This window comes from Chromohalobacter canadensis (assembly GCF_029544075.1).
Taxonomy (GTDB): Bacteria; Pseudomonadota; Gammaproteobacteria; order Pseudomonadales; family Halomonadaceae; genus Chromohalobacter; species Chromohalobacter canadensis_A.
Window position 1 is genome coordinate 100954 of the sequence record NZ_JAJQJH010000008.1, and the last position, 26282, is coordinate 127235.

General features: G+C 60.6%; 25 protein-coding genes. 17 read left to right on the plus strand and 8 right to left on the minus strand.

The window, feature by feature from the left end:
- From pcaF to LUN51_RS11475, 4 genes are all read right to left on the minus strand, one after another.
- A complete protein-coding gene (pcaF, locus tag LUN51_RS11460; RefSeq protein WP_277811357.1) occupies positions 1–1206 on the minus strand; it encodes a 3-oxoadipyl-CoA thiolase in 1206 nt (401 codons plus the stop codon).
- Between the two features lie 10 nt (positions 1207–1216).
- Positions 1217–1993 (minus strand): CoA-transferase subunit beta, encoded by a 777-nt coding sequence (locus LUN51_RS11465; protein WP_277811358.1) that lies wholly within the window; start codon positions 1991–1993, stop codon positions 1217–1219.
- A complete protein-coding gene (locus LUN51_RS11470; RefSeq protein ID WP_277811359.1) occupies positions 1990–2811 on the minus strand; it encodes a CoA transferase subunit A in 822 nt (273 codons plus the stop codon). Before LUN51_RS11470 ends, LUN51_RS11465 begins: the two co-directional genes overlap by 4 nt.
- A 153-nt stretch (positions 2812–2964) precedes the next feature.
- On the minus strand, positions 2965–4302 hold the full coding sequence (locus LUN51_RS11475) for a class-II fumarase/aspartase family protein (protein WP_277811360.1): 1338 nt from the start codon (positions 4300–4302) through the stop codon (positions 2965–2967).
- A 104-nt stretch (positions 4303–4406) separates the two neighbouring features.
- Between LUN51_RS11475 and LUN51_RS11480 the strand changes: the two genes are divergently transcribed.
- Complete coding sequence (locus LUN51_RS11480; RefSeq protein ID WP_277811361.1) at positions 4407–5192, plus strand: IclR family transcriptional regulator domain-containing protein; 786 nt, start codon at positions 4407–4409, stop codon at positions 5190–5192.
- Between the two features lie 467 nt (positions 5193–5659).
- The gene (locus tag LUN51_RS11485) at positions 5660–6829 is read left to right on the plus strand and encodes a DcaP family trimeric outer membrane transporter (RefSeq protein ID WP_277811362.1); all 1170 of its coding nucleotides are present in this window, start codon (positions 5660–5662) and stop codon (positions 6827–6829) included.
- A gap of 92 nt (positions 6830–6921) precedes the next feature.
- On the opposite strand, the gene LUN51_RS11490 is transcribed toward LUN51_RS11485, so the two are convergent.
- Entirely contained in the window at positions 6922–7860 is a 939-nt protein-coding gene (locus tag LUN51_RS11490; RefSeq protein WP_277811363.1) for a Gfo/Idh/MocA family oxidoreductase, read from the minus strand.
- Positions 7861–8063: 203 nt separating this feature from the next.
- The gene (locus tag LUN51_RS11495) at positions 8064–9863 is read right to left on the minus strand and encodes a feruloyl-CoA synthase (RefSeq protein ID WP_277811364.1); all 1800 of its coding nucleotides are present in this window, start codon (positions 9861–9863) and stop codon (positions 8064–8066) included.
- 266 nt (positions 9864–10129) lie between these two features.
- On the opposite strand from LUN51_RS11495, the gene LUN51_RS11500 reads away from it, so the two are divergent.
- The 5 genes from LUN51_RS11500 to LUN51_RS11520 all read left to right on the plus strand — a co-directional run bounded on the left by LUN51_RS11500 (position 10130) and on the right by LUN51_RS11520 (position 14307).
- Positions 10130–10633 (plus strand): MarR family winged helix-turn-helix transcriptional regulator, encoded by a 504-nt coding sequence (locus LUN51_RS11500; protein WP_277811365.1) that lies wholly within the window; start codon positions 10130–10132, stop codon positions 10631–10633.
- A gap of 137 nt (positions 10634–10770) precedes the next feature.
- A complete protein-coding gene (locus LUN51_RS11505; protein ID WP_277811366.1) occupies positions 10771–11352 on the plus strand; it encodes a TRAP transporter small permease in 582 nt (193 codons plus the stop codon).
- On the plus strand, positions 11349–12668 hold the full coding sequence (locus LUN51_RS11510; RefSeq protein WP_277811367.1) for a TRAP transporter large permease: 1320 nt from the start codon (positions 11349–11351) through the stop codon (positions 12666–12668). Before LUN51_RS11505 ends, LUN51_RS11510 begins: the two co-directional genes overlap by 4 nt.
- Before the next feature lie 27 nt (positions 12669–12695).
- On the plus strand, positions 12696–13175 hold the full coding sequence (locus LUN51_RS11515) for a DUF3237 domain-containing protein (RefSeq protein WP_277811368.1): 480 nt from the start codon (positions 12696–12698) through the stop codon (positions 13173–13175).
- 67 nt (positions 13176–13242) lie between these two features.
- The gene (locus LUN51_RS11520; protein ID WP_277811369.1) at positions 13243–14307 is read left to right on the plus strand and encodes a TRAP transporter substrate-binding protein; all 1065 of its coding nucleotides are present in this window, start codon (positions 13243–13245) and stop codon (positions 14305–14307) included.
- A 43-nt stretch (positions 14308–14350) separates the two neighbouring features.
- Here LUN51_RS11520 and LUN51_RS11525 read toward each other — a convergent pair whose 3' ends face one another.
- The gene (locus LUN51_RS11525; RefSeq protein WP_277811370.1) at positions 14351–14848 is read right to left on the minus strand and encodes a MarR family winged helix-turn-helix transcriptional regulator; all 498 of its coding nucleotides are present in this window, start codon (positions 14846–14848) and stop codon (positions 14351–14353) included.
- 91 nt (positions 14849–14939) lie between these two features.
- On the opposite strand from LUN51_RS11525, the gene LUN51_RS11530 reads away from it, so the two are divergent.
- The 9 genes from LUN51_RS11530 (at position 14940) to LUN51_RS11570 (ending at position 23513) form a co-directional block, all read left to right on the plus strand.
- Positions 14940–15770 carry a p-hydroxycinnamoyl CoA hydratase/lyase gene (locus LUN51_RS11530; protein ID WP_277811371.1) on the plus strand — a complete coding sequence of 277 codons (831 nt, stop codon included), beginning with the start codon at positions 14940–14942 and terminating at the stop codon, positions 15768–15770.
- A 115-nt stretch (positions 15771–15885) separates the two neighbouring features.
- Complete coding sequence (locus LUN51_RS11535) at positions 15886–17334, plus strand: aldehyde dehydrogenase (RefSeq protein ID WP_277811372.1); 1449 nt, start codon at positions 15886–15888, stop codon at positions 17332–17334.
- A 127-nt stretch (positions 17335–17461) separates the two neighbouring features.
- Complete coding sequence (locus tag LUN51_RS11540) at positions 17462–18511, plus strand: TRAP transporter substrate-binding protein (protein ID WP_277811373.1); 1050 nt, start codon at positions 17462–17464, stop codon at positions 18509–18511.
- 337 nt (positions 18512–18848) lie between these two features.
- Positions 18849–19814 (plus strand): sugar kinase, encoded by a 966-nt coding sequence (locus LUN51_RS11545; RefSeq protein WP_277811374.1) that lies wholly within the window; start codon positions 18849–18851, stop codon positions 19812–19814.
- Between the two features lie 40 nt (positions 19815–19854).
- A complete protein-coding gene (locus LUN51_RS11550) occupies positions 19855–20832 on the plus strand; it encodes a 2-hydroxyacid dehydrogenase (protein WP_277811375.1) in 978 nt (325 codons plus the stop codon).
- A gap of 166 nt (positions 20833–20998) precedes the next feature.
- On the plus strand, positions 20999–21757 hold the full coding sequence (locus LUN51_RS11555) for an SDR family NAD(P)-dependent oxidoreductase (RefSeq protein WP_277811376.1): 759 nt from the start codon (positions 20999–21001) through the stop codon (positions 21755–21757).
- A 162-nt stretch (positions 21758–21919) separates the two neighbouring features.
- Positions 21920–22597 carry an HAD family hydrolase gene (locus LUN51_RS11560; RefSeq protein ID WP_277811377.1) on the plus strand — a complete coding sequence of 226 codons (678 nt, stop codon included), beginning with the start codon at positions 21920–21922 and terminating at the stop codon, positions 22595–22597.
- 91 nt (positions 22598–22688) lie between these two features.
- Positions 22689–23063, plus strand: coding sequence for a translation initiation factor Sui1 (locus LUN51_RS11565; RefSeq protein ID WP_277811378.1), 375 nt, complete (start codon positions 22689–22691; stop codon positions 23061–23063).
- Positions 23064–23105: 42 nt separating this feature from the next.
- Positions 23106–23513, plus strand: coding sequence for a YbaY family lipoprotein (locus LUN51_RS11570; protein ID WP_277811379.1), 408 nt, complete (start codon positions 23106–23108; stop codon positions 23511–23513).
- A gap of 87 nt (positions 23514–23600) precedes the next feature.
- Here LUN51_RS11570 and LUN51_RS11575 read toward each other — a convergent pair whose 3' ends face one another.
- Positions 23601–24482 carry an NAD-dependent protein deacetylase gene (locus LUN51_RS11575; protein WP_277811380.1) on the minus strand — a complete coding sequence of 294 codons (882 nt, stop codon included), beginning with the start codon at positions 24480–24482 and terminating at the stop codon, positions 23601–23603.
- 148 nt (positions 24483–24630) lie between these two features.
- Between LUN51_RS11575 and LUN51_RS11580 the strand changes: the two genes are divergently transcribed.
- Positions 24631–25548, plus strand: a complete 918-nt coding sequence (locus tag LUN51_RS11580; RefSeq protein ID WP_277811381.1) for a nuclease-related domain-containing protein — start codon at positions 24631–24633, stop codon at positions 25546–25548.
- Positions 25549–26282: the final 734 nt, after the last annotated feature.

Below are 26282 nucleotides of genomic sequence, written 5' to 3' on the forward strand. Positions count from 1 at the left end.
TCAAACGCGTTCGATCAAAGTGGCCACGCCCTGGCCTACACCGACACACATGGTGCATAGGGCGTAACGCTTATTCTGCGCGTGCAATTCATGCGCTGCGGTCAGCAGCAACCGCGCCCCGGACATGCCCAGCGGGTGCCCCAGCGCTATTGCGCCGCCATTAGGATTAACGCGCGGGTCGTCGTCGGCCACGCCGAGTTCACGCAGGCACGCCAAGCCCTGGGCGGCAAAGGCTTCGTTGAGTTCGATGATGTCGACCTCATCGATGCCGATACCCAGACGCTCGAGCAGCTTACGCGTCGCCGGCACCGGCCCCATGCCCATGATGCGCGGCTCGACGCCGGCGGTGGCCATGCCCAGGATCCGCGCCATCGGAGTGAGGCCATGGCGCGCGACGGCGGCATCGCTGGCGACCAGCATCGCCGCCGCCCCGTCGTTGACACCCGACGCATTGCCGGCGGTGACACTGCCGCCCTCGCGAAACGGCGTCGGCAACTTGGCCAGCTTTTCAAGCGTGGTACCGGCGCGCGGATGCTCGTCCTGCTCGACGATCAGGGGCTCCTGCTTGCGACGCGGCACCTCGACCGGCGTGATCTCTCGCGCCAGGCGCCCGGACTGCTGGGCGCGCTCGGTCTTCTGCTGCGAGCGCACGGCGAAGGCATCCTGATCCTCGCGGGACACGTGGAACTGCTCGGCCACGTTCTCGGCGGTCTCGGGCATTGACTCGACGCCGTAGTGGTTCTTCATCAGCGGATTGACGAAACGCCATCCAATGGTGGTGTCCTCGATCGCCTGGCTGCGCGAGAATGCCGTCTCGGCCTTGCCCATCACGAACGGTGCCCGTGACATGGATTCCACGCCGCCGGCCAGGGCCAACTCGAACTCGCCCGCCTTGATGGCGCGAAACGCCGTGCCCACGGCGTCCATGCCCGACCCGCATAGGCGGTTCATCGTGGTACCGGGCACGGAGGTGGGCAGCCCGGCCAGCAACGCCGACATGCGCGCCACGTTACGGTTGTCCTCGCCGGCCTGGTTGGCACAGCCCATGATCACTTCGTCGATGGCCGCCGGGTCGAGATCCGGCGACTGAGCCAGCACGGCGCGGAAGATCGTCGCCGCCAGGTCATCGGGACGGACACTGGCCAGCACGCCACCGAAACGTCCCACGGCGGAACGCGTGGGATGACACAGCCAAACATCGCTCATCGAATTCTCCTCACGCCTCACCGGCGTGTTTACGTTCGGTACGCGCCTTGAGATCCCGCAGCACTTCCAGCTCGCGCGCATCGGGCGTCGGTGTCGTCTCGAGCTGATCGGCGAAGCGAATCTCCCAGCCGGTGGCCTCGATCACGTCGTCACGCGTAACCCCGGGGTGCAGCGACACCACTACTAACTCTTTAGTCTCGGGATCAGGCTTCATCACGCACAGATCGGTGATCACCCGGGTCGGCCCACGGCCGATATTGGGCACCCCGTCACGCGCCTTGCCATCGCGACCGAAACCCAGCGTGGTGATGAAATCCACGTCGTTGACGAAGGTTCGCTTGGAGTGCTTGAGCGTGATGAAGACCTCGCCGGCGCAGGTCGCGATCTCCGGTGCCCCGCCGCCACCGGGCAAGCGCACCTTAGGCGATTGATAGTCACCGATCAGCGTGGTGTTGAGGTTGCAGTAGCGATCAATCTGCGCGGTGCCCAGAAAGCCCACATCGATCTTGCCGCCCTGCAGCCAGTAGCGGAACATTTCCGGAACTGAAACGGTGGTCAAAGCCGATTCGCAAAGTTCACCGTCGCCGATGGAAAGCGGCAGCACGTCCGGCTTGGTCTGCAAGGTGCCGGACTCGTAGATCAGCACCACGTCCGGCGCATGGGTCAGGCGCGCCAGGTTGGCGGCCTCGGACGGCAAACCGATGCCAACGAAGCATGTCATGCCGTTTTCCAGCGCCTTCGCCGCCGTCACGGTCATCATTTCCGAGGAGGTGTATTCGTTACTCATTGGGCCTGACCTCCTGCGTTGTAAACGTTGTCATCGATCCATACCTGGAAGGTGTCGCGATCGCGGGCGATGGCGTCCCACTCCTTGTAGAAGCGGTTATCACGTGGATAGTAGCCGTGAGCGTAGGAGGGATAAGCGCCCTTCTCGGCTACGGCGATGGCGTCGATCGCCCATCCCGGAATCACGCAGGCGTTGGGGCTGGCTCCAAGGTCGTCGACCACTTCCTCGACGGTGACGATGCTCTTGTCCGCCGCGAGGATCGCTTCCTTCTGCACGCCGATAATGCCTTCTACCAGCACGTTGCCCTTGCGATCCGCCTTCTGCGCATGCACCAGGGAGACGTCCGGCCGCACTGACGGTACCGCCGCGAGGCGTTCACCGGTGAACGGGCACTCGATGTACTTGATCTGATGGTTGACGCTGGGCAACTCGCTGCCCACGTAACCGCGTAATACCGCCAGTGGCAGTCCCGCCGCGCCGGCCTCGAACGCACACGCCATGGCCGCATGACTGTGCTCGAAGATCTCCACCTTGTGCGGCCAGCCTTTCTCCACTGCATCGCGCAGGCGATGTAGCGATCCCACACCGGGATTCCCGCCCCACGAGAAGATCAACTTCTTGGCGCAACCGGCACCGATCAATTGGTCGTAGACCAGATCCGGCGTCATGCGAATTAGCGTCAGGTCACGCTTGCGCTGGCGAATGACCTCATGTCCGGCGGCGAAGGGAATCAGGTGGGTGAAGCCTTCCATGGCTACGGTCGCGCCATCCTCGACGTAGCGCGCCACGGCGTCATGCAGGCTAAGAAATTCGGCCATGCGGATTGCCTCGCAATTGTTCGCTTAGTGAACACTGGTTTGTGATACGAACAAAATTATCGGGATTGCGACGGCCGGTCAAACGCACAAAAGGGCAACGCAATCGCGTTGCCCCAAGGACACAAAAACAATTAACGCTTTAAATATAGTAAGTTACATGGCTTCTAACATATCCAGCACGCGCTGAACCTGCCATGGGCTACTACCAATGTATAAACCTGGATCGACACATGCCCGCAGGCGCTGCGCATCCACCTGCCTGGCTATCTCCTCGTCAGCCAGGAGCACATCGGCATAGTCACGACGCTCGCGACGCGAGGTCTCGGCGGCCTCCTTGGCAACACGCTGTGCGGCGTCTGCCCCTAGAGCGTCAGCGAGAAAGCGGGCCGCGGGCTCGGCCATGATCGCGCCGCCGGTCAGCGCCAGGTTATGCCGCATCGTCTCGGGGTGTACTTCCAAACCCTCCCAGAGCGCGACTAGAGATTCCAGAGCGCCTTCCATCAGCAGCACAGCATCCAGCATCGGCGCCCACTCGGCGTGCCATTCCCCCAGCCCGCGCTCAAGCGGTTGCGCCCCGGCATGACTGAGCGTCGCCACTTGACCATGGATCTGGCGTGCCGCGGCCCTCAAGCGCGCACAAATGACCGGGTTGCGTTTATGGGGCATCGACGACGAGCCACCGGCACCCGGGACGGCAGGCTCGCTGACTTCCGCGACCTCGGACTGAGTCAGCAACGAGACATCCAACGCCACTTTCTCGACGCCCACCGCCACCGCATCAATGGCCCCGGCCAGAGCCAGGATTGGTTGCCGGTTGGTGTGCCAAGGAAGCAGCGGTGACACGAGCCCCAGTCGCGCTGCCACACGATCCATTACTTCCAGGCCTTGCGCATCCAATCCCGAGTGAACGCCTACCGCGCCACCGAATTGCAAGTAGAGCCCCGTCTCGGCCACACCTTTGAGACGCCGTTCGGCTTGCGCCAGATTCTCCGCCCATTGCGCAACCTTGACCCCGAAGGTGATAGGTAGCGCTTGCTGCATCAGCGTGCGACCCACCATGGGAGTTCGTGCATGCGCACGCATGAGCACGCAGCCCGCCTCACGACTACATTTCAAGTGCGTCAAGCATGCCTCGAGGCGCGGCTTGAGGAGTAACATCAAGGCCGTATCGAGAATATCCTGACTGGTCGCACCGCGATGAAAATATCCCTTGAGCTCATCAGGGAGAGCCGCCTTGGCTTGCTTGACGAAAGGAATGGCCGCATTGCCGCCCAGAACGGTTTCCTGAGCCATCGATTCCAGGTCAAACGCATGCGCGCGCAGAACATGTACGATCCCATCAGCGGTGCCGGCGGGCAGGATACCCAACGTTTCCTGTTCGTTGGCGAGGGCGATTTCGACGCTCACCATGGCGTCTATCAGATCGCGGGCTTGGGTCGCCGAACGTCCCGTGGAGCTCATGAAGGGGTGGCGAAGTAAGGTGTCGTACATGCGGGTCTCCAGGCGAAATCAAGCCGAACAAATGTTCGCATTTCGAACTTTATGATAGGTTTGCCCCAACATACCTGACAATTAACAACGAGGCATCACGGCACATGGCATCACAAGACGGAGCGCTCACGTCCGACGACAGGGATTTCGTTACCGCGCTGGCAAGCGGCCTGGAAGTCATCATGGCATTCGACCAGGCCAACCCGCGTATGACACTCAGCGAGGTCGCCACGAAAACGCATATGAACCGAGCCAAGGCCAGGCGTTTCCTGTTGACCTTGCATGCCTTGGGATACGTGCGTAAGCAGGAGCGTTATTTCGAGCTTTCACCCAAGACGCTACAACTGGGCTACGCGTTCCTGTCGGCGAATAACTATCACAACGCCATCCAAAAGTACCTGGAAGATATTACGCAGGAGACCGGCGAATCCTCGTCTTTAGGCGTGCTCGATGGCAAGGATGTGATCTACGTGGCGCGCTCGGCGGCCAAGCATCGCCTGATGGCCATCACGCTTGCAGTAGGCACTCGACTGCCTACCGCATACACCTCCATGGGACGCATTTTGCTAGGCACATTGCCGGATGAAGAGCGCCATCGCATCCTGCAAGAAAGCGAACTCGTCGCGCATACCGCGCATAGCATTACTGATCTTCAAACGCTAGAAGCCGAGATCATCAAAGCCCGAGAGCAAGGCTATTGCATCGTCGACCAGGAGCTCGACTCGGGGCTTCGCTCACTTGCCGTGCCTATATTCAGCGGGGGAGGACGCCTGATTGGTGCTATGAACGTGTCAACGAATTCCGCTCGCATACCCCTCGAAAGTCTTAAGGAACGGATTCTCCCTTGCCTTAAAGACAAAGCATTAGAAATAAAAGAAACATTGATTTAACTGAAAAAAGATACGTCACAACCAAAGTATAAGTCGTTAAAAACCACTTCAATACAAAGCGTTAGATCAACTTCATAAATTATTGCGCCCTTCCTCATTGACAGGAAGGGCGTTTTTTTTCAGCTTTCATGTACGCAAGACGAATCAAGGTTCGCATTGCGAACTTAACAAGGCAATAAAAATTAGCCGGGGAACAAAATGCGCGGCAAATCATTCGCTTCACAAGCGTGGCTTCCTCCTGAATACATGGGGATAGACGAAAGGGGTATGACCTCGCTTCATCAGAAAAAAGCATAGGGAGACGGTGAAAAATTAATTTTCCCGTCGACTCAGAAACGCATACTCGTTCATGCGCACCAAGCTCATAACTTCCTACAAAGGGCAGCTCACCAATGCGATCCGATATAACAACATTCAAGATGACAAAACTCGCGCTATGCGTGTCACTCGTTTCAGGCGTGGCAGGCATGGCAGCGGCTCCCGCCCACGCTTTCGACGTCGTCGAAGCGGGACAACCCGTCGTCACCGGCGAACCCAGCCGTGTGGGACCGCCATGGAATCATCGCTCGACTATCAACATCCCGGGCACCGAAACCGACATCGCCTTCGGCGGTTATGTCAAGCTCGACATGCTCTATGATTTCGATTATAACCTCGGCAAGGCGACCGATCCTTACGCGATTATGGATCCATCGAATCGCACCGATGGCCGTACCGACTTCACCGCCTATGAGTCACGTCTTAACTTCCGTACGCACACCATGACCGATTACGGTCGTTTGACGACCTATTTCGAAGGGCACTTCATTCCCGACGGCAAATTCAATCTGCGTCATGCCTATGGCGAACTCAACGGCTTCCTCGCCGGTCGCACCTGGACGAACTTCATGAGTTTCGTCGGGGGAACGCGCACACTGGCACTGGGTGATCCCAAGGGCTATGCCTTCGAGCGTCAGGCGCAGTTGCGCTACACCCAGCCGGTGGGCGCGGGTAACCTGTCGTTCTCCGTGGAGGATCCGGATACGGTCATCGCGCGTGATGACGCTGGTAATGGACCAGGTGAGGGTGTCGCTGATGGTGAGAGCCAGCTCCCCGACTTGACGGTACGCTACGAATACAAGCGTCTGTTCGCTCTTTCCGGCGTCGCGCGCAAACTCTCAACCAATAACATCACCAATACCGTGGATGACGAAACCACCGGTTACGGGGTGCAGGCGCAGTTCAACTTGCCCTTTACGCCCATGACGAGCCTGCATGGTAGTGCGACCTATGGCGAAGGTATCGGCAACTATATGGGCAACCCTGGCAATACCGGGCACCGCAACGCGCCCGATGTCTACATCAATGACAATAACGAACTCGAGGCCGTCGAGACGCGGGCCTTCGGTGTGTCGCTCAACCATAACTGGACCGACGACTGGTTCAGCTCTGTTGGCTTTTCGCGCCTCGATCAAGACATGCCTGACAGTTACGGCAGTCAATTCGAGACCATCGACTATGCCTTCGCCAACGTGATCTGGGATGTCACCCAACGCCTGGCAGTGGGTCTTGAGTATCAGAACGCCGATGTCGAGCAGGTTAACGGAAACTCCGACGACGCAAGTCGTCTCCAGGCTAGCGCCATCTTCCAGTTCTAACATCGTAAACACTGATCGATCGTGATTTTTGGCTGGCGTTTCGCCAGCCTTTTTCATGACATAAAAAATAGATCGTGGCGCTTTAGCACATGTCAGCCCATGATCTTTTCAAGCTTATCGAGAAGACGCATGGTAGGCAGGCAATGCGAAAATGCCGCTTCCGGAACACGGCATTCGCGAATGGAGGCGATGAATTCGGCATCCTGTTCCTGAAACCCCGTCCCCTCAAGAGGCAGCACTTCTCCCTGATAATCCTTCAACTCATCTCGATAGGCCATCAGTGTTGTTTCTTCGCCTACATAGCGATAAAACCCACCGAATGGCCCATGATTGTTAAAGGAAAGCGCCAAGGTCGCCAGAGTCTCATTGCGTGATTTCAAGCCGATGTTCATATCCATGGCAATCCCTAGTTCGGGATGAACCGGCCCTCTTCTTCCCCAGACATCCAAGTCGAAATCGTCCAGCAACCACGCAAAAAGGTCCACGCTATGGCAAGCATGATGCCACAGCAAATGGTCCGTCCAGCCGCGTGGCTCGCCTTGCATATTGAGGTTTTCGCGACGCAGGAAATACGTCTCGTTCACCAGATGCTGCAGGTGAAATTCGCCCGCCCGAATACGGCGCTTCATTTCGCGATGCGGCGCATTGAAGCGTCGCGTATGAGCCACCATGGCGACGATACTTGCCTCTCGGGCTCGCGCTGTCATGCGCTCGGCATCTGCCAGATTCAGGCTCATAGGAATTTCGCAGAGGACATGTTTACCGGCATCGATCGCTTGCTCGGTCTGGTCGGCATGTAACGGGCTCGGCGTCGCCAGGATCACGGCATCGATCTTGAGCGTCGCCAGCGCTTGGGTATAGTCGGCGCACACATGCGGAATATTCCAGTGCTCGGCGAAGCGTCGTGTTGTTTGGGCATCACCGCCGGCCACGGCCACGACACGAGCCTCGGGAACGGATGACAGGGCTTGCATATGAATCCCGGCGATGGCGCCCTCACCGACCATCAGGATACGTACGGGTGCAGTCATCATGGCTCCTCGGCTGCTTTAATTACGCCAATCGCGTCGACGCACATTGCCGCAGGATCGCCATGCTTTGTCTACCTCTTATAAGCGTCGCAGCCACGAGCTAGGTATCGGTAAATACCACGTCATGGCTGCGTGTTATCAGGTCTATTCTCGGAGTGCGGATGGCGCTTGGTGTCTTGAGCGGCCTGTGTAGTGCTCACTTATCAGGCATGGGAAGCCGGCAGCACCACGCGCGCATCGTGAGGAATCTCGGCATAGAGTGTTCCGACGAGATCGGCGTAGCGTTCGCGCACCAGTCGCTGATTGACCGACCCCTTGTCGGTCAACTCGCCGCGATCGACCGAAAGCGGCGTATCTAGAATCAGCAGACGTTCCAAACACGTAGAGCTCGCCTGCCCTCGACGGCAGGCCGCCAGACGTTGCGCGAACCATTGGTGCAAGGTGGCATCGTGCGCCAAGTCATGCACTGATGATGTCGTGACGCCTATATGCTGCGCGCACGCCGGGACGTTCAGCACCACCAACCCGGTAAGATAGTCACGGCTTTCACCGGCGATCACCACGTCTTGCACCAGCGGAGCGAAATGCTCGATGAGCTGCAATCGCAAGATGCCCACATTGACCCAGGTACCGGTCACCAGCTTGAAATTCTCGCTCAAGCGACCGTCAAAGATTAGCCCGCGTTCAGGCTGCTCGGGATCAGCTAGTCGCATCGCGTCCCCCGTACAATAATAGCCCTCGTCATCGAACGCCTCGGCGGTGCGTTCAGCGTCGCGCCAGTAACCCGGCGTAACATTGAGCCCCTTGAGGCGTGCTTCCCATTTGTCGTCCGTCGCCACTAGCTTGAGCGACATCCCCGGCACCGGCCTACCAATCAAGCCCGGCGTACCACTGGCCTCCTCGGTACAGAACGCCAAGCACGCCTCGGTGGATCCAAGCCCCGTTAGCATGGGCACGGGGCGTCCACGTGTCTGCTCGCCAAAGGTATCCAGCGCCTCGCGCACATGCACCGGCAACACGGCGCCACCGAAGTGCATCATCTCGAGATCGCGGAATAAGGTCGTGCGTAAAACCTCATCGTCACGCAAATGCTCGACCAGGGCCTCGAAGCCCTTGGGCACGTTGCAATAGAACGTCGGCGATATCTCGCGCAGGTTGTCCACCGTGCGTCGCACGCCGTCCGCCGTCGGGTTGCCGTCATCGATGTACAGCGAGCCCCCGTTATGGATCGTCATGCCCAGGATCGTGTTGCCGCCGAAGGTGTGGTGCCAGGGCAACCAGTCCACCAGCACCGGCTTGTGCCGACTCAGGAAATCCAGACGTTTCTCGAGCATGGCCTGGTTGCTGCACAGCATGCGCTGCGTGTTGATCACCGCTTTGGGCATGCCGGTCGAGCCCGAGGTGAACAACAGTTTGGCGACACTATCCTGCGTCACACGGGCATGGGCAGCGTCGACCTCGGCCCGTGCCGGCGTCGCCGCCAGCGTCTCCAGCGCAAGCGCCCGCTGGCTCGGCAGCGTCGCCAAACAGATCACCTGCTCAGCGCAAACGGCCGCCAGAGCTGGGCCAAAGCGTGCTTCGTCGTCAGCGAAGATCATCCCCGGGGTCACGAGGTCGACGACATGGCGAAGCTTGACGAAGTCCTCCGACAACAGCGCATACGAGGGCGATACCGGCACGTAGGGAATACCCACGTGCATGGCGGCGCACGCCAGTAACGCATGCTCGATGCTGTTGCCCGACAGCACCATCAACGGCCGCTCTACCGACAAGCCATGATCCAACAGCGCTTGTGCGAGGCGGGCCACGCGCGGCATCGCCTCACCGAAGGTCAGCGTCCGCCAGGCACGTTGCGCCCCCTCGCGTTCGGCCAGAAACGTTGTCGACGGCGTCTCGCGTGCCCAGTACGCAAGGCGCTCGGTCATGCAACGGGGATAATCCGGTACCTCGCCACCGGACAGTCGATACGCCTGTGCGGACGTATCGCTCTCGGAACGGGGCATAGACCGGTTGCCGGAAGGGGACGACATGAAAGGCGCTCCATTAGTCTGTGATGAACCTTGTTATTCAGCGATACGTTCTGCGCCAACAACGTTGTAGATATAGTTATAATAGGTAACTATTTTTTTGACTAGACACATCGCATGAGACTTTAGATGCACGATAAGCCGCAAATGACGCCGGTGTTGCCTATGCTTGCCGATATCGGAAACAATGCTCCGACCATATAATTCTCATATTAACTATATCTCCGAATAAAGGAGCCCTCATGACGACATCCAAGAAAACGTCCTCCCCGGAGCAGACGCCCCTCGAGGAAGCTTACCCGACCACCGTCGAAGGGCTGGTGCTCGAGGAGCGCCTCGGCTATGCCCTGCGGCGCGCCCAGCTCAAGGTTTTCAAGCACTTCGACGAGGCCATGCGCGAGCATGACATTCGCCCGGCACAGTTCTCTTCGCTGGTGGTCATCGAGGGCTATCCGGGCGTGACGCAATCCAATCTGGCCCAGACATTGAGCATTGATCCGCCGCGAGTCGTTAGCTTGATTAATAGTCTCGAGGAGCGCGGCCTGGCGTTGCGGGTGCGCTGCAAGCGCGACCGTCGCTCGCACGGTATCTTCCTCACCAAGACCGGCGAGGCACTCGTCGAGCGTTTAAAAGGATTGGCGGAACAAAGTGATTTAGAAGCAACTCAATCACTTAGCGAAATAGAAAGACGCCAATTATTGACTTTGCTACGGAAGGTATATGCGTCAGAGGAAAGTGACGACTAATCCTTTAGCCGCAATTTCAGGCAAATTGAAGCGGCATGGCTTGCACACCCGCTCAGGGACAATTAATTATACAAAGTAACTAAAAAACGACTCTCTCGCGCCTTGGCCGATCCACGCAAACCTATAAAGATATAATCATGAGCAGCCTAGCGACGACATCCAGCGCCAGTATCACCTGCCTACGCCGGGGCCTCGTAACGACTTGTCGGCTCGCCGCGATCATCGGCGGCTTGATCATCGCGGCGCTTTCCCTGATGACGGTGGCCAGCATCCTCGGACGCTGGATCTCCAGCTTGCCATTGGTCAGTGACATAGCGGCCCTGAGCTGGATCAGGCCCGTCACAGGGGACTATGAAATGGTCGAGATGGGCACGGCCATCGCGGTGTTCCTATTTCTACCTTACTGCCACCTGCGCGGTGGCCACGTCACAGTGGACCTGCTGGCCATGCGCGCACCGCTGGGTGTGCAGCGCTTTCTCGCCGTGCTCGCGGAGGCCTTGTTCCTCGTCGTTTCATGCCTGATGACATGGCGGCTTTATCACGGCCTGCTTGACAAGCACCGCTACATGGAAACCAGCATGCTGCTGGGTATCCCGCTGTGGTGGGGCTATGTCGCCGGCATCATCGGCTTTACTCTGCTCTCGCTAGTCTGTCTATACCGGCTCTTGTCGTCGTTCTCAGGCGACACCGACCCCTCGGCACAAGGAGATGCCTCATGACGCCTCTTACTCTGGGCGCAGGCGGCTTCGTCTTGTTGCTGGCCATGATGGGCGCCCGCATACCCATCGGCCTCGCCATGCTGGTTATCGGCGCGTTGGGCTCGATGCTCGTGATGGGGCCGATGGGTATCCTCAATGCCCTGAAGACTTTGCCCTACGAACACTTTTCCAGCCACACACTGTCAATCATTCCCCTCTTTCTGTTGATGGGACAATTCGCAGCACGAGCCGGACTATCACGCGCCATGTTTCAGGCCGCCAACGACTGGCTGGGCCACCGTCGCGGAGGCCTAGCCATGTCGACAGTGGGCGCCTGCGGTGCATTCGGCGCCATTTGCGGATCCTCGCTGGCGACTGCCGCCACCATGACGCAAGTCGCGCTGCCGGAAATGGAGCGTCAAGGCTATCGCGGCAGTCTGGCCACCGGCGCGTTGGCCGCGGGCGGCACGCTGGGCATTCTGATTCCACCTTCCGTGGTATTGGTCATCTACGCCATCCTCGCCGAACAGAACATCAACGAAATGTTCGCCGCCGCCTTGATCCCCGGCATCCTTGCCGCGCTCAGCTATATGGTGGCGATCTCACTGTTCGTGCGCTTTTTTCCGGATAGCGCCCCGAGCAAGGCCAAGGCATCGGCCGGAGAGCGCTGGCGTTCGCTGCTCGAGGTATGGCCCGGTGCAGCGATCTTCATCATCGTGATCGGTGGCATCTACACAGGGGTTTTCACACCCACTGAAGCCGCCGCCGTCGGTGCTGCCGCCACTGGGTTGCTGGCCGTCATCCGCGGCGGACTATGCTGGGAGGGGCTTCGAGACAGCCTCCTCGACACGGCCGTCACCTCGGCGATGATCTTCTTCATCGTCCTCGGGGCCAGCGTGTTCAACAGCTTTCTCGCCCTGACGCAATTGCCGCAAATCACGGCGGGCTGGATCGTGGGCCTGGAAATCAGCCCTTGGATCGTCCTGGCGGGGATACTGCTGTGCTACCTGGTCCTGGGTTGCTTCATGGACAGCCTGTCGATGATTCTGCTCACCGTGCCCATCTTCCTACCCATCGTGACGGGCATGGATTTCGGCATGCCCCCCGGCGACGTGGCGATCTGGTTCGGCATCCTGGCATTGGTCGTGGTGGAAGTGGGGATGATCACGCCACCGGTGGGACTGAATATCTTCATCATTCACTCCATGGCGCCTCATGTACCGCTGACCGAGACCTTCAAAGGCATTCTACCGTTCCTGGCGGCGGACGTGCTGCGCATCATCATGCTGGTGGTTTTCCCGTCCATCACGCTGGGTTTCGTCTACTGGCTTTATTGACGTCACCACATCGCCCGAGGAGAGCTCATGATGTCGTCCACTACTCCGCTTCGCACGCCCACGCTGGATTTCATCGCCCGCCTCACGGTGGACGTCGCCTCGCCCTGGGAACTGGGCGAGAGCGCAGACGGTCAACGCCGCTTCATCGCGATTACTGGCGGCGACGTGACCGGCGAACAGCTCAATGGCCGTATCCTCGCTGCGGGCGGCGACTGGCAAACGATACGGGCGGATGGCGTGGCTGAACTGTACGCACGCTATTTCCTGGAAACCGACGACGGCGAGCGCATCGAGGTAGAAAACACAGGCTTTCGCCACGGCCCACCGTCCGTCATGCAGCGGCTACGAGACGGAGAAGCCGTGTCGCCCGAGGACTACTACTTCCACACCGCACCGCGTTTTTTTACCACCAGCACCCGGCTGGGCTGGCTCAACCGGACGTTGTTCCTGGGCAGCGCAGCACGCACCCAAGACAACGTGATCATCGACCTTTTCGCGGTGGGCTGACATCACCGCCACACGGATAACGACTACCACAGCGCTCGACGACAACAACCACAACGAGGAACACGCCATGAGTCACCACGCCACGCTTGCATGCCGCCGCCTCCTGCTGGCCGCCGCCGCGACACTACCGCTCGCCTGGAGCGCCGGCCAGGCCCAAGCGCAGGACGCCGAATATACCCTGCGACTGCATCACTTCTTCCCTGCCTCGGCGCCTGTGCATCAGGAATATTTCATCCCCTGGAAAGAGGCCATCGAAGAAGAATCCAATGGGCGCTTGGAGGTTCAACTCTACCCCTCCATGCAGCTCGGCGGCACGCCGCCCTCACTCTACGGTCAGGCCAAGGACGGTCAGGTGGATATCATCTGGACCGTGCTGGGTTACAACTCGGGGCGTTTCCCCAAAGCGGAAGTCTTCGACCTGCCCTTCCTGCCGACAACAGGTGCCGCGACGAGCCAGGCCGCCCACGAATACGCCATGACGCACATGCAGGACGAGCTCGAGGGTGTACATCCCATCGCCGTGCACACCCACAGCCCCGGCGCCTTGCATACCAAAGAGACCCGCATCGACTCGCTCGAGGACATCGAGGGCCTCAAGATACGCGGCCCCAGCCGGCTGGTGAATCGCTATCTGGCCAAGCTCGGCGCCGAGCCCATCGGCATGCCGGTGGCACAGGCATTGGAGGCGTTATCACGCGGCGTGCTCGACGGTACGGTAATTCCCTTCGAAGCCATCACCGCCATGGGGCTGGCCGATATCACCACCGAACATACCATCTTCAGCGGTGACAGGGCGCTGTACACCACGATGATGGTCGTGGCCATGAATCAGGACAAATACGACGCCTTGCCCGAGGACCTGCAAGCCATCATCGATGAGCATTCCGGCGGCCGTGAGGCATACCGAATCGGTCAGATCATGGATCAGGCGGACCATCGCCAGATTCTGGCCATTCAGAGCGGCGAGCAACCGGGCACGATCACCCGCCTGGACAGCGAGGAAACCGCGCGCTGGCAGGCAGTCGGTCAGGAAGTCGTCGACGAGTGGATCGCCGAGGCCGAGGAGAAGGGGCTCGACGGGCAGATGCTGTACGACGATGCCCGGCGTCTCGTCGAGCGCTATACACGCTGAGGAGGATGCCAGGCCCGACGTCCGCGTCGCCTGGCACGCTCACTCAGTCGGTATCCACCAGGCCCGCGCCCAGTGACTTGAGGGAGGATTTGAGATGACGCTGAAACGCGCCCCGCTGCGCCTCACTCAGGCTCTCAAGCATGTGGCCCTCGAGTGCCATGACCGTACGGTCGCACTCGGCCAGCGTTTGCTGTCCGGCCTCGGTCATGCGGATCTGAATGATGCGCCCGTGGTGCGGGTCGGGGCGTCGCTCGACGAGCCCCTTGGTTTCCATGGCCTTGACCATCTCGTTGGCGGCCTGCGGCGATACCAGGGACTTCTCGGCGAGTTGCGAATTGGACTGGGGGCTGCGTCGCGCCAGTACGGAAAGCGCCGTGTATTGCTGCATGGTCACACCCAAGGGCTGCACGGCCTCGCTGATATGGCGGCGCAGCGCGCGGTCGAGCCTACCGATCAAATAGGCGACGCGCACCGCCTCGGGAGCATCGTCGGCCTCGCCGTGCCGCGACTCAGCGGTGGCCTGTGGTTCCACTTTGGTCATAAGCGTTTCCTCTTTGCAAACGCAGGATAGCGCACTATGATTGGCAGGGTAAATATCAACTTACTTGATACTATTTTGACAGGAAATTGACATGAGCGATTACACGAACCGCTGGGAAACCGTGAAGGTTGACGTCGAAGATGGGATCGCCTGGGTGGCACTCAACCGCCCCGACAAACGCAATGCCATGAGCCCCACACTCAACCGTGAAATGATCGACGTGCTCGAGACTCTCGAGCTAGACCAGGACGCCCACGTGCTCGTGCTGACCGGCGAGGGTGAATCCTTTTCCGCCGGCATGGACCTCAAGGAATACTTCCGCGAGATCGACGCCAGTCCCGAAATCGTTCAGGTCAAGGTCCGCCGCGACGCCTCCACCTGGCAGTGGAAACTGTTGCGTCACTACGCCAAGCCCACCATCGCCATGGTCAACGGCTGGTGCTTCGGCGGTGCCTTCTCGCCGCTGGTCGCCTGCGACCTGGCAATCGCTGCCGACGAGTCGGTGTTCGGGCTGTCCGAAATCAACTGGGGCATCCCGCCGGGCAACCTGGTCAGCAAGGCCATGGCCGACACCGTGGGCCACCGACAAGCACTGTATTACATCATGACCGGCGAGACTTTCACCGGTCCTCAGGCGGCGGATATGGGGCTAGTCAACCAGAGCGTACCCCGTGCCGAGCTGCGCGATGCCACGCACAAGCTGGCTACCACGCTGCGCGACAAGAACCCCGTCGTCCTGCGCGCCGCCAAGACCGGCTTCAAAATGTGCCGCGAACTGACCTGGGAACAGAACGAGGAATACCTCTACGCCAAGCTCGACCAGGCCCAGCAGCTCGACCCGGAGCACGGTCGCGAGCAAGGTCTCAAACAGTTCCTCGACGACAAGAGCATCAAGCCCGGGCTGGAAAGCTACCAGCGCTGACAGGCGCGAGGGCACGGTGGCGTTCACTCCCAAGACGCCACCGCGCCACTGGCAATGTCGGCATGCCCTCCAGCCCTGAACGTCCTATCGCTTCGACAACAACAAGGGGAGTCTCATGGATCTTTCGCTACTCATCGGCGGCGAACACCGCGCCGCCCAGGACAACGCGACCTTCGAGCGTCGCAATCCATTGCATGAACATGTCGTGACGCGTGCCGCCGCAGCTTCGGTGGAAGATACCCGGCACGCCGCCGAGGCGGCGTCTCAGGCGTTTCCCGCCTGGTCGCAGACCGGCCCTGGCGAACGTCGCGCCAAGCTACTCGCCGCCGCCGACGCCATGGAAGCCCGCCAGGAAGACTTCATCGCCCGCATGGTCGATGAAACCGGTGCTACGCCCGGCTGGGCCGGATTCAACGTCATGGTGGCCGCCAACATGCTGCGCGAGGCCGCCTCGCTGACGACTCAAGTCGGCGGCGATGTTATCCCGTCCAATGTCCCCGACAGCCTGGCCATGGGCGTGCGTGTCCCGTGTGGCGTGGTGGTCGGCATCGCCCCGTGGAACGCGCCCATCATCCTCGGCACGCGGGCCATCGCCACACCGCTGGCGTGCGGTAACACGGTAATTCTCAAGGCCTCGGAGCAGTGCCCCGCCACCCACCACCTGATCGGCGAAGTGCTCGTCGAGGCGGGCCTGGGCGACGGCATCGTCAATGTGGTGACCAACGCACCGCCCCAAGCCGCCGAGGTGGTCGAGGCATTGATCGAGCACCCCGACGTGCGTCGCATCAACTTCACCGGTTCCACGAATGTCGGACGCATCATCGCCGAGAAAGCCGCGCACCATCTCAAGCCCGTGCTGCTGGAGCTAGGCGGCAAGGCACCGTTCGTGGTGCTCGAGGACGCTGACCTGGACGCCGCCGTGGAGGCCGCCGCCTTCGGCGCCTTCTTCAACCAAGGCCAGATCTGCATGTCCACCGAGCGGCTGATCGTCGTCGATGCCGTGGCTGATGCCTTCGTCGAGAAGCTGGCCCGTAAGGCCGAAACGCTGCGCGCCGGTGACCCACGTGAAGACGGCAACCCTCTGGGCACACTGATCAATCGAGAGGCCGGAGAAAAGCTCAACGGCCTGCTCGATGATGCTCAGCAGCACGGTGCGCGACTAGCCTGCGGCGGCAAGGCCGAGGGCGTAATCATGCAGCCCACCGTGGTCGATGGTGTCACCGACACTATGCGCCTCTATGCCGAAGAATCGTTCGGCCCAGTCGTGGCGATGATGCGCGTCAAGGATGAAGAAGACGCCTTGCGTGTCGCCAACGACAGCGAGTACGGCCTCTCGGCGGCGGTCTTCAGCCGCGACACGGCCCGCGCCATGCGCGTCGCCCAACGTGTTGAGTCAGGCATTTGCCACATCAATGGCCCCACCGTACACGACGAGCCACAGATGCCATTCGGCGGTGTTAAATCGAGCGGCTACGGACGCTTCGGTGGCAAGGCCGGCATCGAAGAATTCACTGAACTGCGCTGGATGACCATGCAACTTGGCCCCCGGCACTATCCCATTTAACGGTCACACCACTGGCCCATTTAACGGTCACACCACTGGCCCATCTAACGGTCACACCATTGGCCCATCTAACAGCCACGTCCCGAGACATCGCGTCATGGCACGCCACCTTTCCATGGAGCTCAAGATGATGACAACAAAACATACGCTTGCCGGTCTCGCTCTCCTCAGCGGCATCACCCTGGCAGGCACCGGCCAGGCCCAGGACACCGTGACGTTGCGCCTGCACCATTTCGGCGCCCCGACCACCCCGGTGCAGACGCAATACCTGGAACCCTGGGCGAAACGCATCGAGGAGCAATCCGATGGCGCCATCAAGGTCGAGATCTTCCCCGCCATGCAGCTCGGCGGGTCGGCCAACTCGCTTTATGATCAGGCCAAGGACGGCGTCGTCGACATCGCCTGGACGCTTTTGAGCTACACGCCGAACCGCTTTCCGGAATCCGAAGCCTTCGACCTGCCGTTCATGCCCACCACTGGGGAAGCTACCAGCATGGCGGCGCAAGAATTCGCCATGGAACATATGCAGGACGATTTCGAAGGCGTTCATCCTATTGCCGTCTTCGCGCACACGCCGGGGAAGATCCATACGAAAGGTGTGGCGATAGAAAGCGCTGATGACGTGCAAGGATTGACGTTACGTGCACCCTCCAAGGCCATGAATCGCTTCCTTGCCAACTTGGGAGCCCAGGTCGTGGGAATGCCTTTCCCTCAAATACCCGAAGCGATCTCGCGTGGCGTGATTGATGGCTTTTCGCTCCCCTTCGAAAGCGCTTCCGCCCTAGGCGTACTGGATGTCGCCCAGAACCACACCTTCTTCGATGGTAAGCATGGTCTGTATACGGCGATGATGGTGCTGGCGATGAACCAGGACAAATACGAGAGCCTGTCGCCCGAGCTGCAGAAGGTCATCGACGACAACGCCGGCCTTCAGGAAGCGCAACGCATCGGACAAGTCATGGATACAGCGGAGCAAGCCGCCATCGACGATATCGCCGCAAGCGGCGAGGGTCGGATGATTCACATTGCCGAAGCCAGTCAAGAGCAGTGGAAAACGGCTGCCGACGAGACTATCCAACAATGGATAGATGACATGAACGCCGCCGGCTTCGAGGGCCAGAACCTTTACGACGACGCCGGCCAGCTCGTCGACAAGTACACCAAGCAAACGCAATAAGCACTCATGCGCGGGGCGCAACGCCCCGCGCAGCGTCCTGCCTGTAGCTCCCCTCCAGCTCCCTTCCCGACCAAAGTCTAAGCTCTGTCTGAAAAATCGACGAGTGATGGCCAGACAAGGCAAAAATCGGCGAAAAAGCGGAGTTTACGCGGATTTTGAGTCGATTTTTAACGCCGTATGGGCGAGCGCAGGCATTTTTCAGACAAAGCGTAAGTATGTTCGATTGTCGTGATGCCCTAGTGTTTCTATGATGGGGTTTTCCTATCGACGATCGCTCGACCCGTCGTGATGCCGTGCCCTCGGCAACCGCTTTTGCAGCTTCTTTCAGGATCTTTTCATGACCGACTCCACTACACCGGATATCCTGACTTTCGGTGAAGCGATGACGCTGTTCATCGCCGAAACTCCCGGCGACCTGGCCGAGGTCGAGCGCTTCCAGCGGCGCATCGCTGGCGCCGACACCAATGTCGCCATCGGTCTGGCGAGGCTTGCCTTTCACGTCGTCTGGATCAGCCGCGTCGGTGACGACGGCTTCGGCCGTTTCATCCGCCGTACGCTCGAAGGCGAAGGTCTCGACTGCCGCTACCTGAGAACCGATGCCGAGCATCCCACTGGCCTGGTCTTCAAGGAACGCGCCGAACACGGCGAGGATCCCAAAGTGGCCTATTACCGGCGCGGCAGTGCCGCCAGCCATTTGGGTGTGGCCGACGTGCACGATCTCGACTTCCAAGGGGTGCGCCACCTACACGCCACCGGCTTACCCCCCGCGCTCTCAGCGAGCACGCGCGAACTCGCCTTCCATATGCTAGAACGCGCTCGCAAGGCCGGTCTCACGATCAGCTTCGATCCCAATCTGCGGCCCTCGCTGTGGAACAGCGAAGCCGAGATGCGCGAGACCCTAAACGCGTTGGCCGCACACGCCGACTGGGTGCTACCAGGGCTCGCTGAGGGCCAGCGCCTGACTGGCCTCGATAACGCGCACGACATCGCCGGCTATTATCTCGATCAAGGCGCCACTGGTGTCATCATCAAACTCGGTCCAGAAGGCAGCTACGTGCGCACGGCAAACGATGCCGGCATGGTGAAGGGTGTGGCCGTCTCCCGTGTCGTCGATACCGTGGGGGCCGGCGACGGCTTCGCGGTGGGCGTGATCAGTGCCTTGCTCGATGGGTGCACGCTGCGCCAGGCGGCGCATCGCGGCAACCTCATCGGCGCCGAACAGGTCCAGGTCACTGGCGACATGGAAGGCCTGCCACACCGGGCCCGGCTGCGTGACCTGGAAGCCGCACACCCACTGGTGTGACGTCACACTTTCATGCTTCCCCCATTACCAGGAGCTCCGCATGACCAAGCGCATCCTCGCCTTCGGGCGACTCAAGTCCCATCACCTCGAACAACTGCGCACACACTTCCACGTCGATTATTTTGACCATCTGGAAAGCGCCGACGACCCCGCGTTTCGTGAAGCGCTGAGCGAAGCGCACGGCCTGCTGGGCGCCAGCCTGCCGGTCACCTCCGAGCTGCTCGACAAAGCCCCGCACCTGGAAGCCATTTCGAGCATCTCGGTGGGGGTCGACAACTATCCCGTAGACGAGCTGACCCGGCGCAACATCTTGCTCTGCCACACCCCGGACGTGCTCACCGAAACCACCGCGGACACCGGCTTCCTGCTGATCATGGCCAGCGCCCGTCGCGCGGTGGAACTCGCCAACATGGTCAAGCAAGGCCAGTGGACAAGTAGTATCGGCGAGCCTCACTTCGGCACCGACATCCACGGCAAAACGCTGGGTATGATCGGCTTCGGGCGCATCGGCCAGGCTATCGCGCGTCGCGGCGCCCTGGGCTTCGGCATGCAGGTGCTCTACACCCATGCTTCGCCCAAGCCGGCCCTGGAAGCGGAACTCGGCGCCACGCACTGCGAATTCGATGCCTTGCTCGAGCAGTCCGACTTCGTCTGCGTCAACGTGCCCCTGACCGCCGAGACCACCGGCTTGATCGACGCGGACGTGCTCAAGCGCATGAAGTCCTCGGCGATTCTGATCAATATCGCGCGTGGCAAGGTGGTCGACGAGGAGGCCCTGATCGAGGCGCTCTCCAGCGGCGAGATCCACGCTGCGGGGCTGGATGTCTTCGCTCAGGAACCGCTGCCCGGCGACTCGCCGCTCACGCGGATGGACAACGTCGTGACCCTGCCGCACATCGGCTCGGCGACGCATGAAACGCGCGAGGCCATGGCCCAGCGCGCCGTTGACAACGTCATCGCCGCCCTCGAAGGCCAGCAACCGCCTAGCCCCTACAACGACGTCACACCGCGCGGCTGACGTCTCCCATACTCCGTACGCGCCACCTCCCTTCACGCCTGCTCCTCTCGGGGCAGGCGTTTTCGTTTCATGACACGCATGCTTGAAACCTAGTGTCCCGCCCCCAGTCAGTGCTCACTGACAGCGGCCCCCTAACGCCGCGCATTTTCCAAATCGGGAGCTACTCATGTCCTCCAGCATTGCCCTCATCACCGGCGCCGGCCGGGGCCTCGGCCGTAGCATGGCGTTGCACCTCGCCGCCGCTGGCGTCGGCATCATCGGCACTTACCGCAGTCACCGCGACGACGCTCTAGCGGTCGCGCGCGAAATCGAGGCCGCCGGCGGTACGGCGGCGATGCTCAAACTCGACATCGGCGATAGCACCGCCTTCGCCGAGTTCAAGGACAACGTGGCGGACACGCTGGAAGACACCTTCGGCCGCACGGAGCTAGACGCCGTGGTCCACAACGCCGGCGAAGGCATTCTCGCGCCCTACGAAGAGACAACCGAAGATGACCTCGACGCCCTCTATCGCACCCACTTCAAGGGACCCTTCCTGCTCAGCCAAGCCCTTCTGCCAATGATCGCCCGGGGCGGACGCATTCTAAACGTCTCCACCGCCGCCACGCGCTTCGTGCTGGACAATCACTGCGCCTATTCGGCGATGAAGAGCGCACTGGAGGTGACCACGCGTTACATGGCCAAGGAACTCGGCGAGCGCCGGATCACGGTCAACGCCATCGCCCCCGGCGCCGTCGAAACCGACTTCGCCGGCGGCGCGGTGCGCGACGACCCGGACCTCAACGCGCATTTTCGCTCGATCACACCTCTGGGACGCACCGCCAAGCCAGATGACATCGGCGCCGCCGTCGCGAGCCTGTTATCAAGCGATTTCGGCTGGCTCAACGGCGAACGCATCGAACTGACCGGCGGACAATCGCTTTGAACGTCTCCCCGGCCTTGCCATCACGGCCGGGGGCAACTAAAGTTCTAGGTAGCGTTTAAAAACACCGTTCGCAAACTTGGCATGTTTTTTCAAGACTGGGTGTCACCTGCCGATATTTGGGACAATGAACGGTTTCATCCACTACGCCCTCGAGGCTCCACCATGTCTCATCCGCTGTGCCTGCTATTCGACTGCGATGGCACTCTGGTCGATAGCGAACCCCTTCTCGCCGATGTCATGGCCGATGTCCTGACCCGTGCCGGGTTACCCTTCGCCGCGTCCCAATACATGGAAGAGTTTCGAGGCGTCAGATTCGCCAACATCGTCGCCGAGCTGGAGCGCCGTTTCGGCGCTCTGAATGACGCCACTCGAGATGCCGCCGAGGCGGAGATGCGCCACACTATGCAGACGCGCATGAGCACCGAGTTGAAGCCGATTCCGGGGATCCGCGAGGCGCTCGACCGACTCACCGAGCATCCACGCTGCGTGGCCTCCAACGGCCCAGAGCACAAGATTCGCCGCGCCCTCGACAGCACGGGCCTGCGCGCCTATTTCGGGGACCGCCTCTACAGCGGCTACACCATCGAGCGCTGGAAGCCCGATCCCGAGCTGTTCTTGCATGCCGCACGCGCGATGGGTGTCACACCTGAACGCTGCGTGGTCATCGACGACGCCGATGTGGGCGTCACGGCCGGTCTGGCGGCGGGGATGCGCACGATCCACATCAACCGCTTCCCCGAACGCGAGACCACGCCCGAGGGCGCCATCGCCTTGCACCACATGCGCGATCTACCCAGCGCCGTGGCACGATTGGAACAGGTGGAAGCCGTGCTCCACTGACTCCACTGGATAGCGTCGACCGATATCGTGCCCACCAATATGGCGCGTTATCATGGACGCCTCGCGATACATCTTACCCAGGGAGGCGCGCATGGCATCGCTTCAGGACCAGTTACGCGGACGGGTATATTCCACCGAACATGGCGAAGTCTGCCCCGAGTGCCGGGCGCCACTCGCCGAGTGTCGCTGTGCCGAATCGGCGGAGGAAGAACGCCTGGCGAATCTCGACGGCACCGTCCGCCTGCGCCGGGAGACCAAGGGCCGCAAGGGCAAAGGCGTGACCCTGGTCGAGGGCGTACCGCTCAAGGCCGACGCGCTCAAGCCCCTGGCCAAGGCGCTCAAGCAACGTTGTGGTACCGGCGGCGCCATCAAGGATGGCATCATCGAGATCCAAGGCGATCAGCGCGAAACGCTCAAGGCTGAGCTGGAAGCGCGCGGCTATCGCGTCAAATTGGCGGGCGGTTGAAGAACGTGCCGTCGACTGCTTTCCCTGTGCGAGGAGGCCCTCATGTCCTTGCCTAACGTATCGCGTGGCCTGCATGCCGTATTCACCGGTTTGTTGCTGCTTGGCCTGGTGGGCTGCGCCAGTGGCCCTGATTTCAACACGCTCGAGGCCCGAGTCGTCTTCTCTCAACCGCCCGAGCTGTCGGACGATGCCATCCTCGATGTCACGCTGAAGGATAGCGACGACAACGCCACCGTGGCGGAAAGCCGCTATACGCACATCGACACCGCCGCGACCGAGGTCACGCTGCAATACGACCAGGGCGCCATCGAGGCGGCGCACAGATACTTTTTGCAAGCTGAAGTGCGCGATCAAGGGCGGCTGACGCATCTAAACCGCGAGCGCATTGAAGTCTTCAACGGTGAGACCGGTACCACACCGACCGTAACGCTGGAGCCCGCGTCACCTTAGTTGGTAGCGGAAGTGGGTGAAGTGGGTAGAGCGAAAGTGGGTAGAGCGGAAGTGCGTGGAACGGACGCGCCGCGATATACGGCGCGGCTAAGTGCTGGCCGCCGGGGTCTGGGACGTCACCTCATCGGCAGGCGGCGCAACTGTCAGGTGACGCAGCGCGGCATCCAGCGTCTCGCCTACCGACGCTTCCACCTTGAGGCTGAACAGCGCGTCGGCGCGCGTACGCCCCATGTTGATGCAGGCCATCGGCTTGCCCAACTCCGCCGCCCGCCGTGCGAAGCGATAGCCCGAATAGACCATCAGCGACGAGCCCACCACCAGCACCGCATCGGCGCGTTCAAGCGCGGCGAATGCCGCGTCCACGCGAGGGCGTGGCACGCTGTCGCCGAAGAACACCACATCGGGCTTGAAGATACCGTCACCGCAACGCGCACAGGACAACAACGAGAAATCGCTGAAGTCATCATGCGCCAAGTCGGCATCGCCATCCGGTCCGACACTCGCCTCCAGGCCAGTCCAATGGGGATTGAGACGCGTCAGGGCGGCGTGCACGGCATGGCGCATCTGGATCGCTCCGCAGTGCATGCAGCGCACCACGTCGGCCTGGCCGTGCAGGTCAATCACGCGCCGCGAGCCGGCACGCTGGTGAAGCCCATCGACATTCTGGGTCACCAACTGCTCGAGGCGTCCGGCACGCTCTAACGCGGCCAGCGCGTAATGCCCACGCCCCGGACGCGCTTCGGAGAGCGCCTGGAATCCCACCAGGCTACGCGCCCAGTAGCGGCGACGCGCAGTATCGCTGTGCATGAATGTTTGATGCGTCATCGGCGGCGAGCGTTTCCAGGCGCCCTGCTCATCACGATAGTCAGGGATGCCGCTATCGGTACTCATCCCGGCGCCAGTGAGCACGAACAACCGCGAATGACGAGAAAGAAAGGTCGCCAAAGATGACACTGAGGAACCGGACATTGTGATCTCCCGGGCAAAGCCGATCGCCCATGATACAACCGGCGTACCGCGTCGCGACAAGCGTCCATCACGCGTCGGCATCGCTGTTCCTCGGCAAGCTAGCTAGAATGAGCGTTCATGTAACACGTTCTCGACCAGGATGACCGTAATGGTTTGGCTGGAATACGTACTACCGATCATTTTTCTCGCCCCGCTCGGCGCCACTGCGCTCGTAGTGCTGGCACTGCGCCATCTGGAAGACGGGGCGCTGGTCTCACCCTATGACGGACGCCCACTGCGTGAGTCCGCGCAGTCTCTACGCGACCGACTCGACCGCGCCTATGCCTCGCTCTTCCTGGATGGCGCGCTGGGGCCCATCATCACCCTGGCGCCGCTGGTCTACGGCATGGGGCGCATGCTGTTCGCCAACCGTCACAGCTGGCTGGAATGGGCGCTTTACGGGCTTTTGACCACTGTGCTGGCGTTGGTGCTGTGCTTTCGCTTGATTCGCGACGTGCAGCGCATTCGCCGCCTCAAACTGGGCCTGGCCTGTGAGCTGGCCGTAGGCCAGGAACTGGAGCGTCTGATCCATCCGGAGGCGCACCCCTATTTCGTGTTCCACGATGTACCCACCGACAGTTTCGCCATTGACCATGTCGTGGTGACCCCGCATGGCGTCTTCGTGGTCGAGGTCAGCGCCCGAACCCCTCCGCTGGACGTCACGGGTGAGCCCCGCACACAGGTAACGGTGGCTGGACAACGCCTGCGCTTTCCTGGCTGGCACGAACGTCAATCCCTGGCGCACACACGCATGGCCGCGAGCTGGTGCCGCCAATGGCTGACGCGCCACTCCCTAGGCGATATCGCCGTGCAAGGCGTGCTGGTCCTACCCGGCTGGGAGGTAGAGATCGAGCAAGCCCCCACCGGGCTGATGGTCGTCAACGGCGAAGGGCTCGCTGCCTTGCTCGACGGTACCCCATTGAAGCCCATGAACGACGACGCGCACCAACGCGTGGTGCAGGCACTCGATCAGCGCGTCAAACGCGCCGAGCCTCGCGGCATTACATCTCGCGGCACTACATCTTGAAAAACCCAGGCTGAGGCGTCGTTTTCGCACGCGACGGCCAGCCGCTACAGCCCACACAATGCTGTTCGCCCTCGTACAACATCACCATGAGATAACGGTGTCAGCATTCCGCCAGTCATCTTCGTCTAGCACACGACGTCAGCCATCTTACGATGGGCACCGTCAGCACATCCTCACTCAACATCCAGACCTTATGCCTCTATCGCGAGGAGGTACGCAAACACTTTTTTCGTAATATTTCATCGCAGTAATAAATATAAAAAACTAAGTAACTTGGCCTTCCATATAAAACGCGCAAAAATCCTCAATTTAAGCGCAAAATCGCTACCACATCACTCCATTAAGTTTAGAGATTAAACTTTAGTGGTGTTTATACCATAGTCAAAATGAAAACTTACGACACCGTGCTAATAATGTCGTACATGACGAAAACATCATTCGGTCATCGCATCTAGAAAATAACGACGCTTCGCGAACAACAATGCTTTGAAAAAAACAACGTTTTGAAAACAACAACAAAGGAATTCTCATGCCGATGCTGTCGATACGCCACCGCGCACTCGCTTCGCGCGGGCCAGTAAACGCCCATCTCGTCCACCCACCGTTCAGGAGGCAACAACACCCCTGCGCAACGACCTCAGTGCCGATTCTCACGGCTCACTGAGCGACGCGCACGATCCATCACGTTTCACACGCCATGAAGCGATTCAACGTCACCATGACCAATAACATCA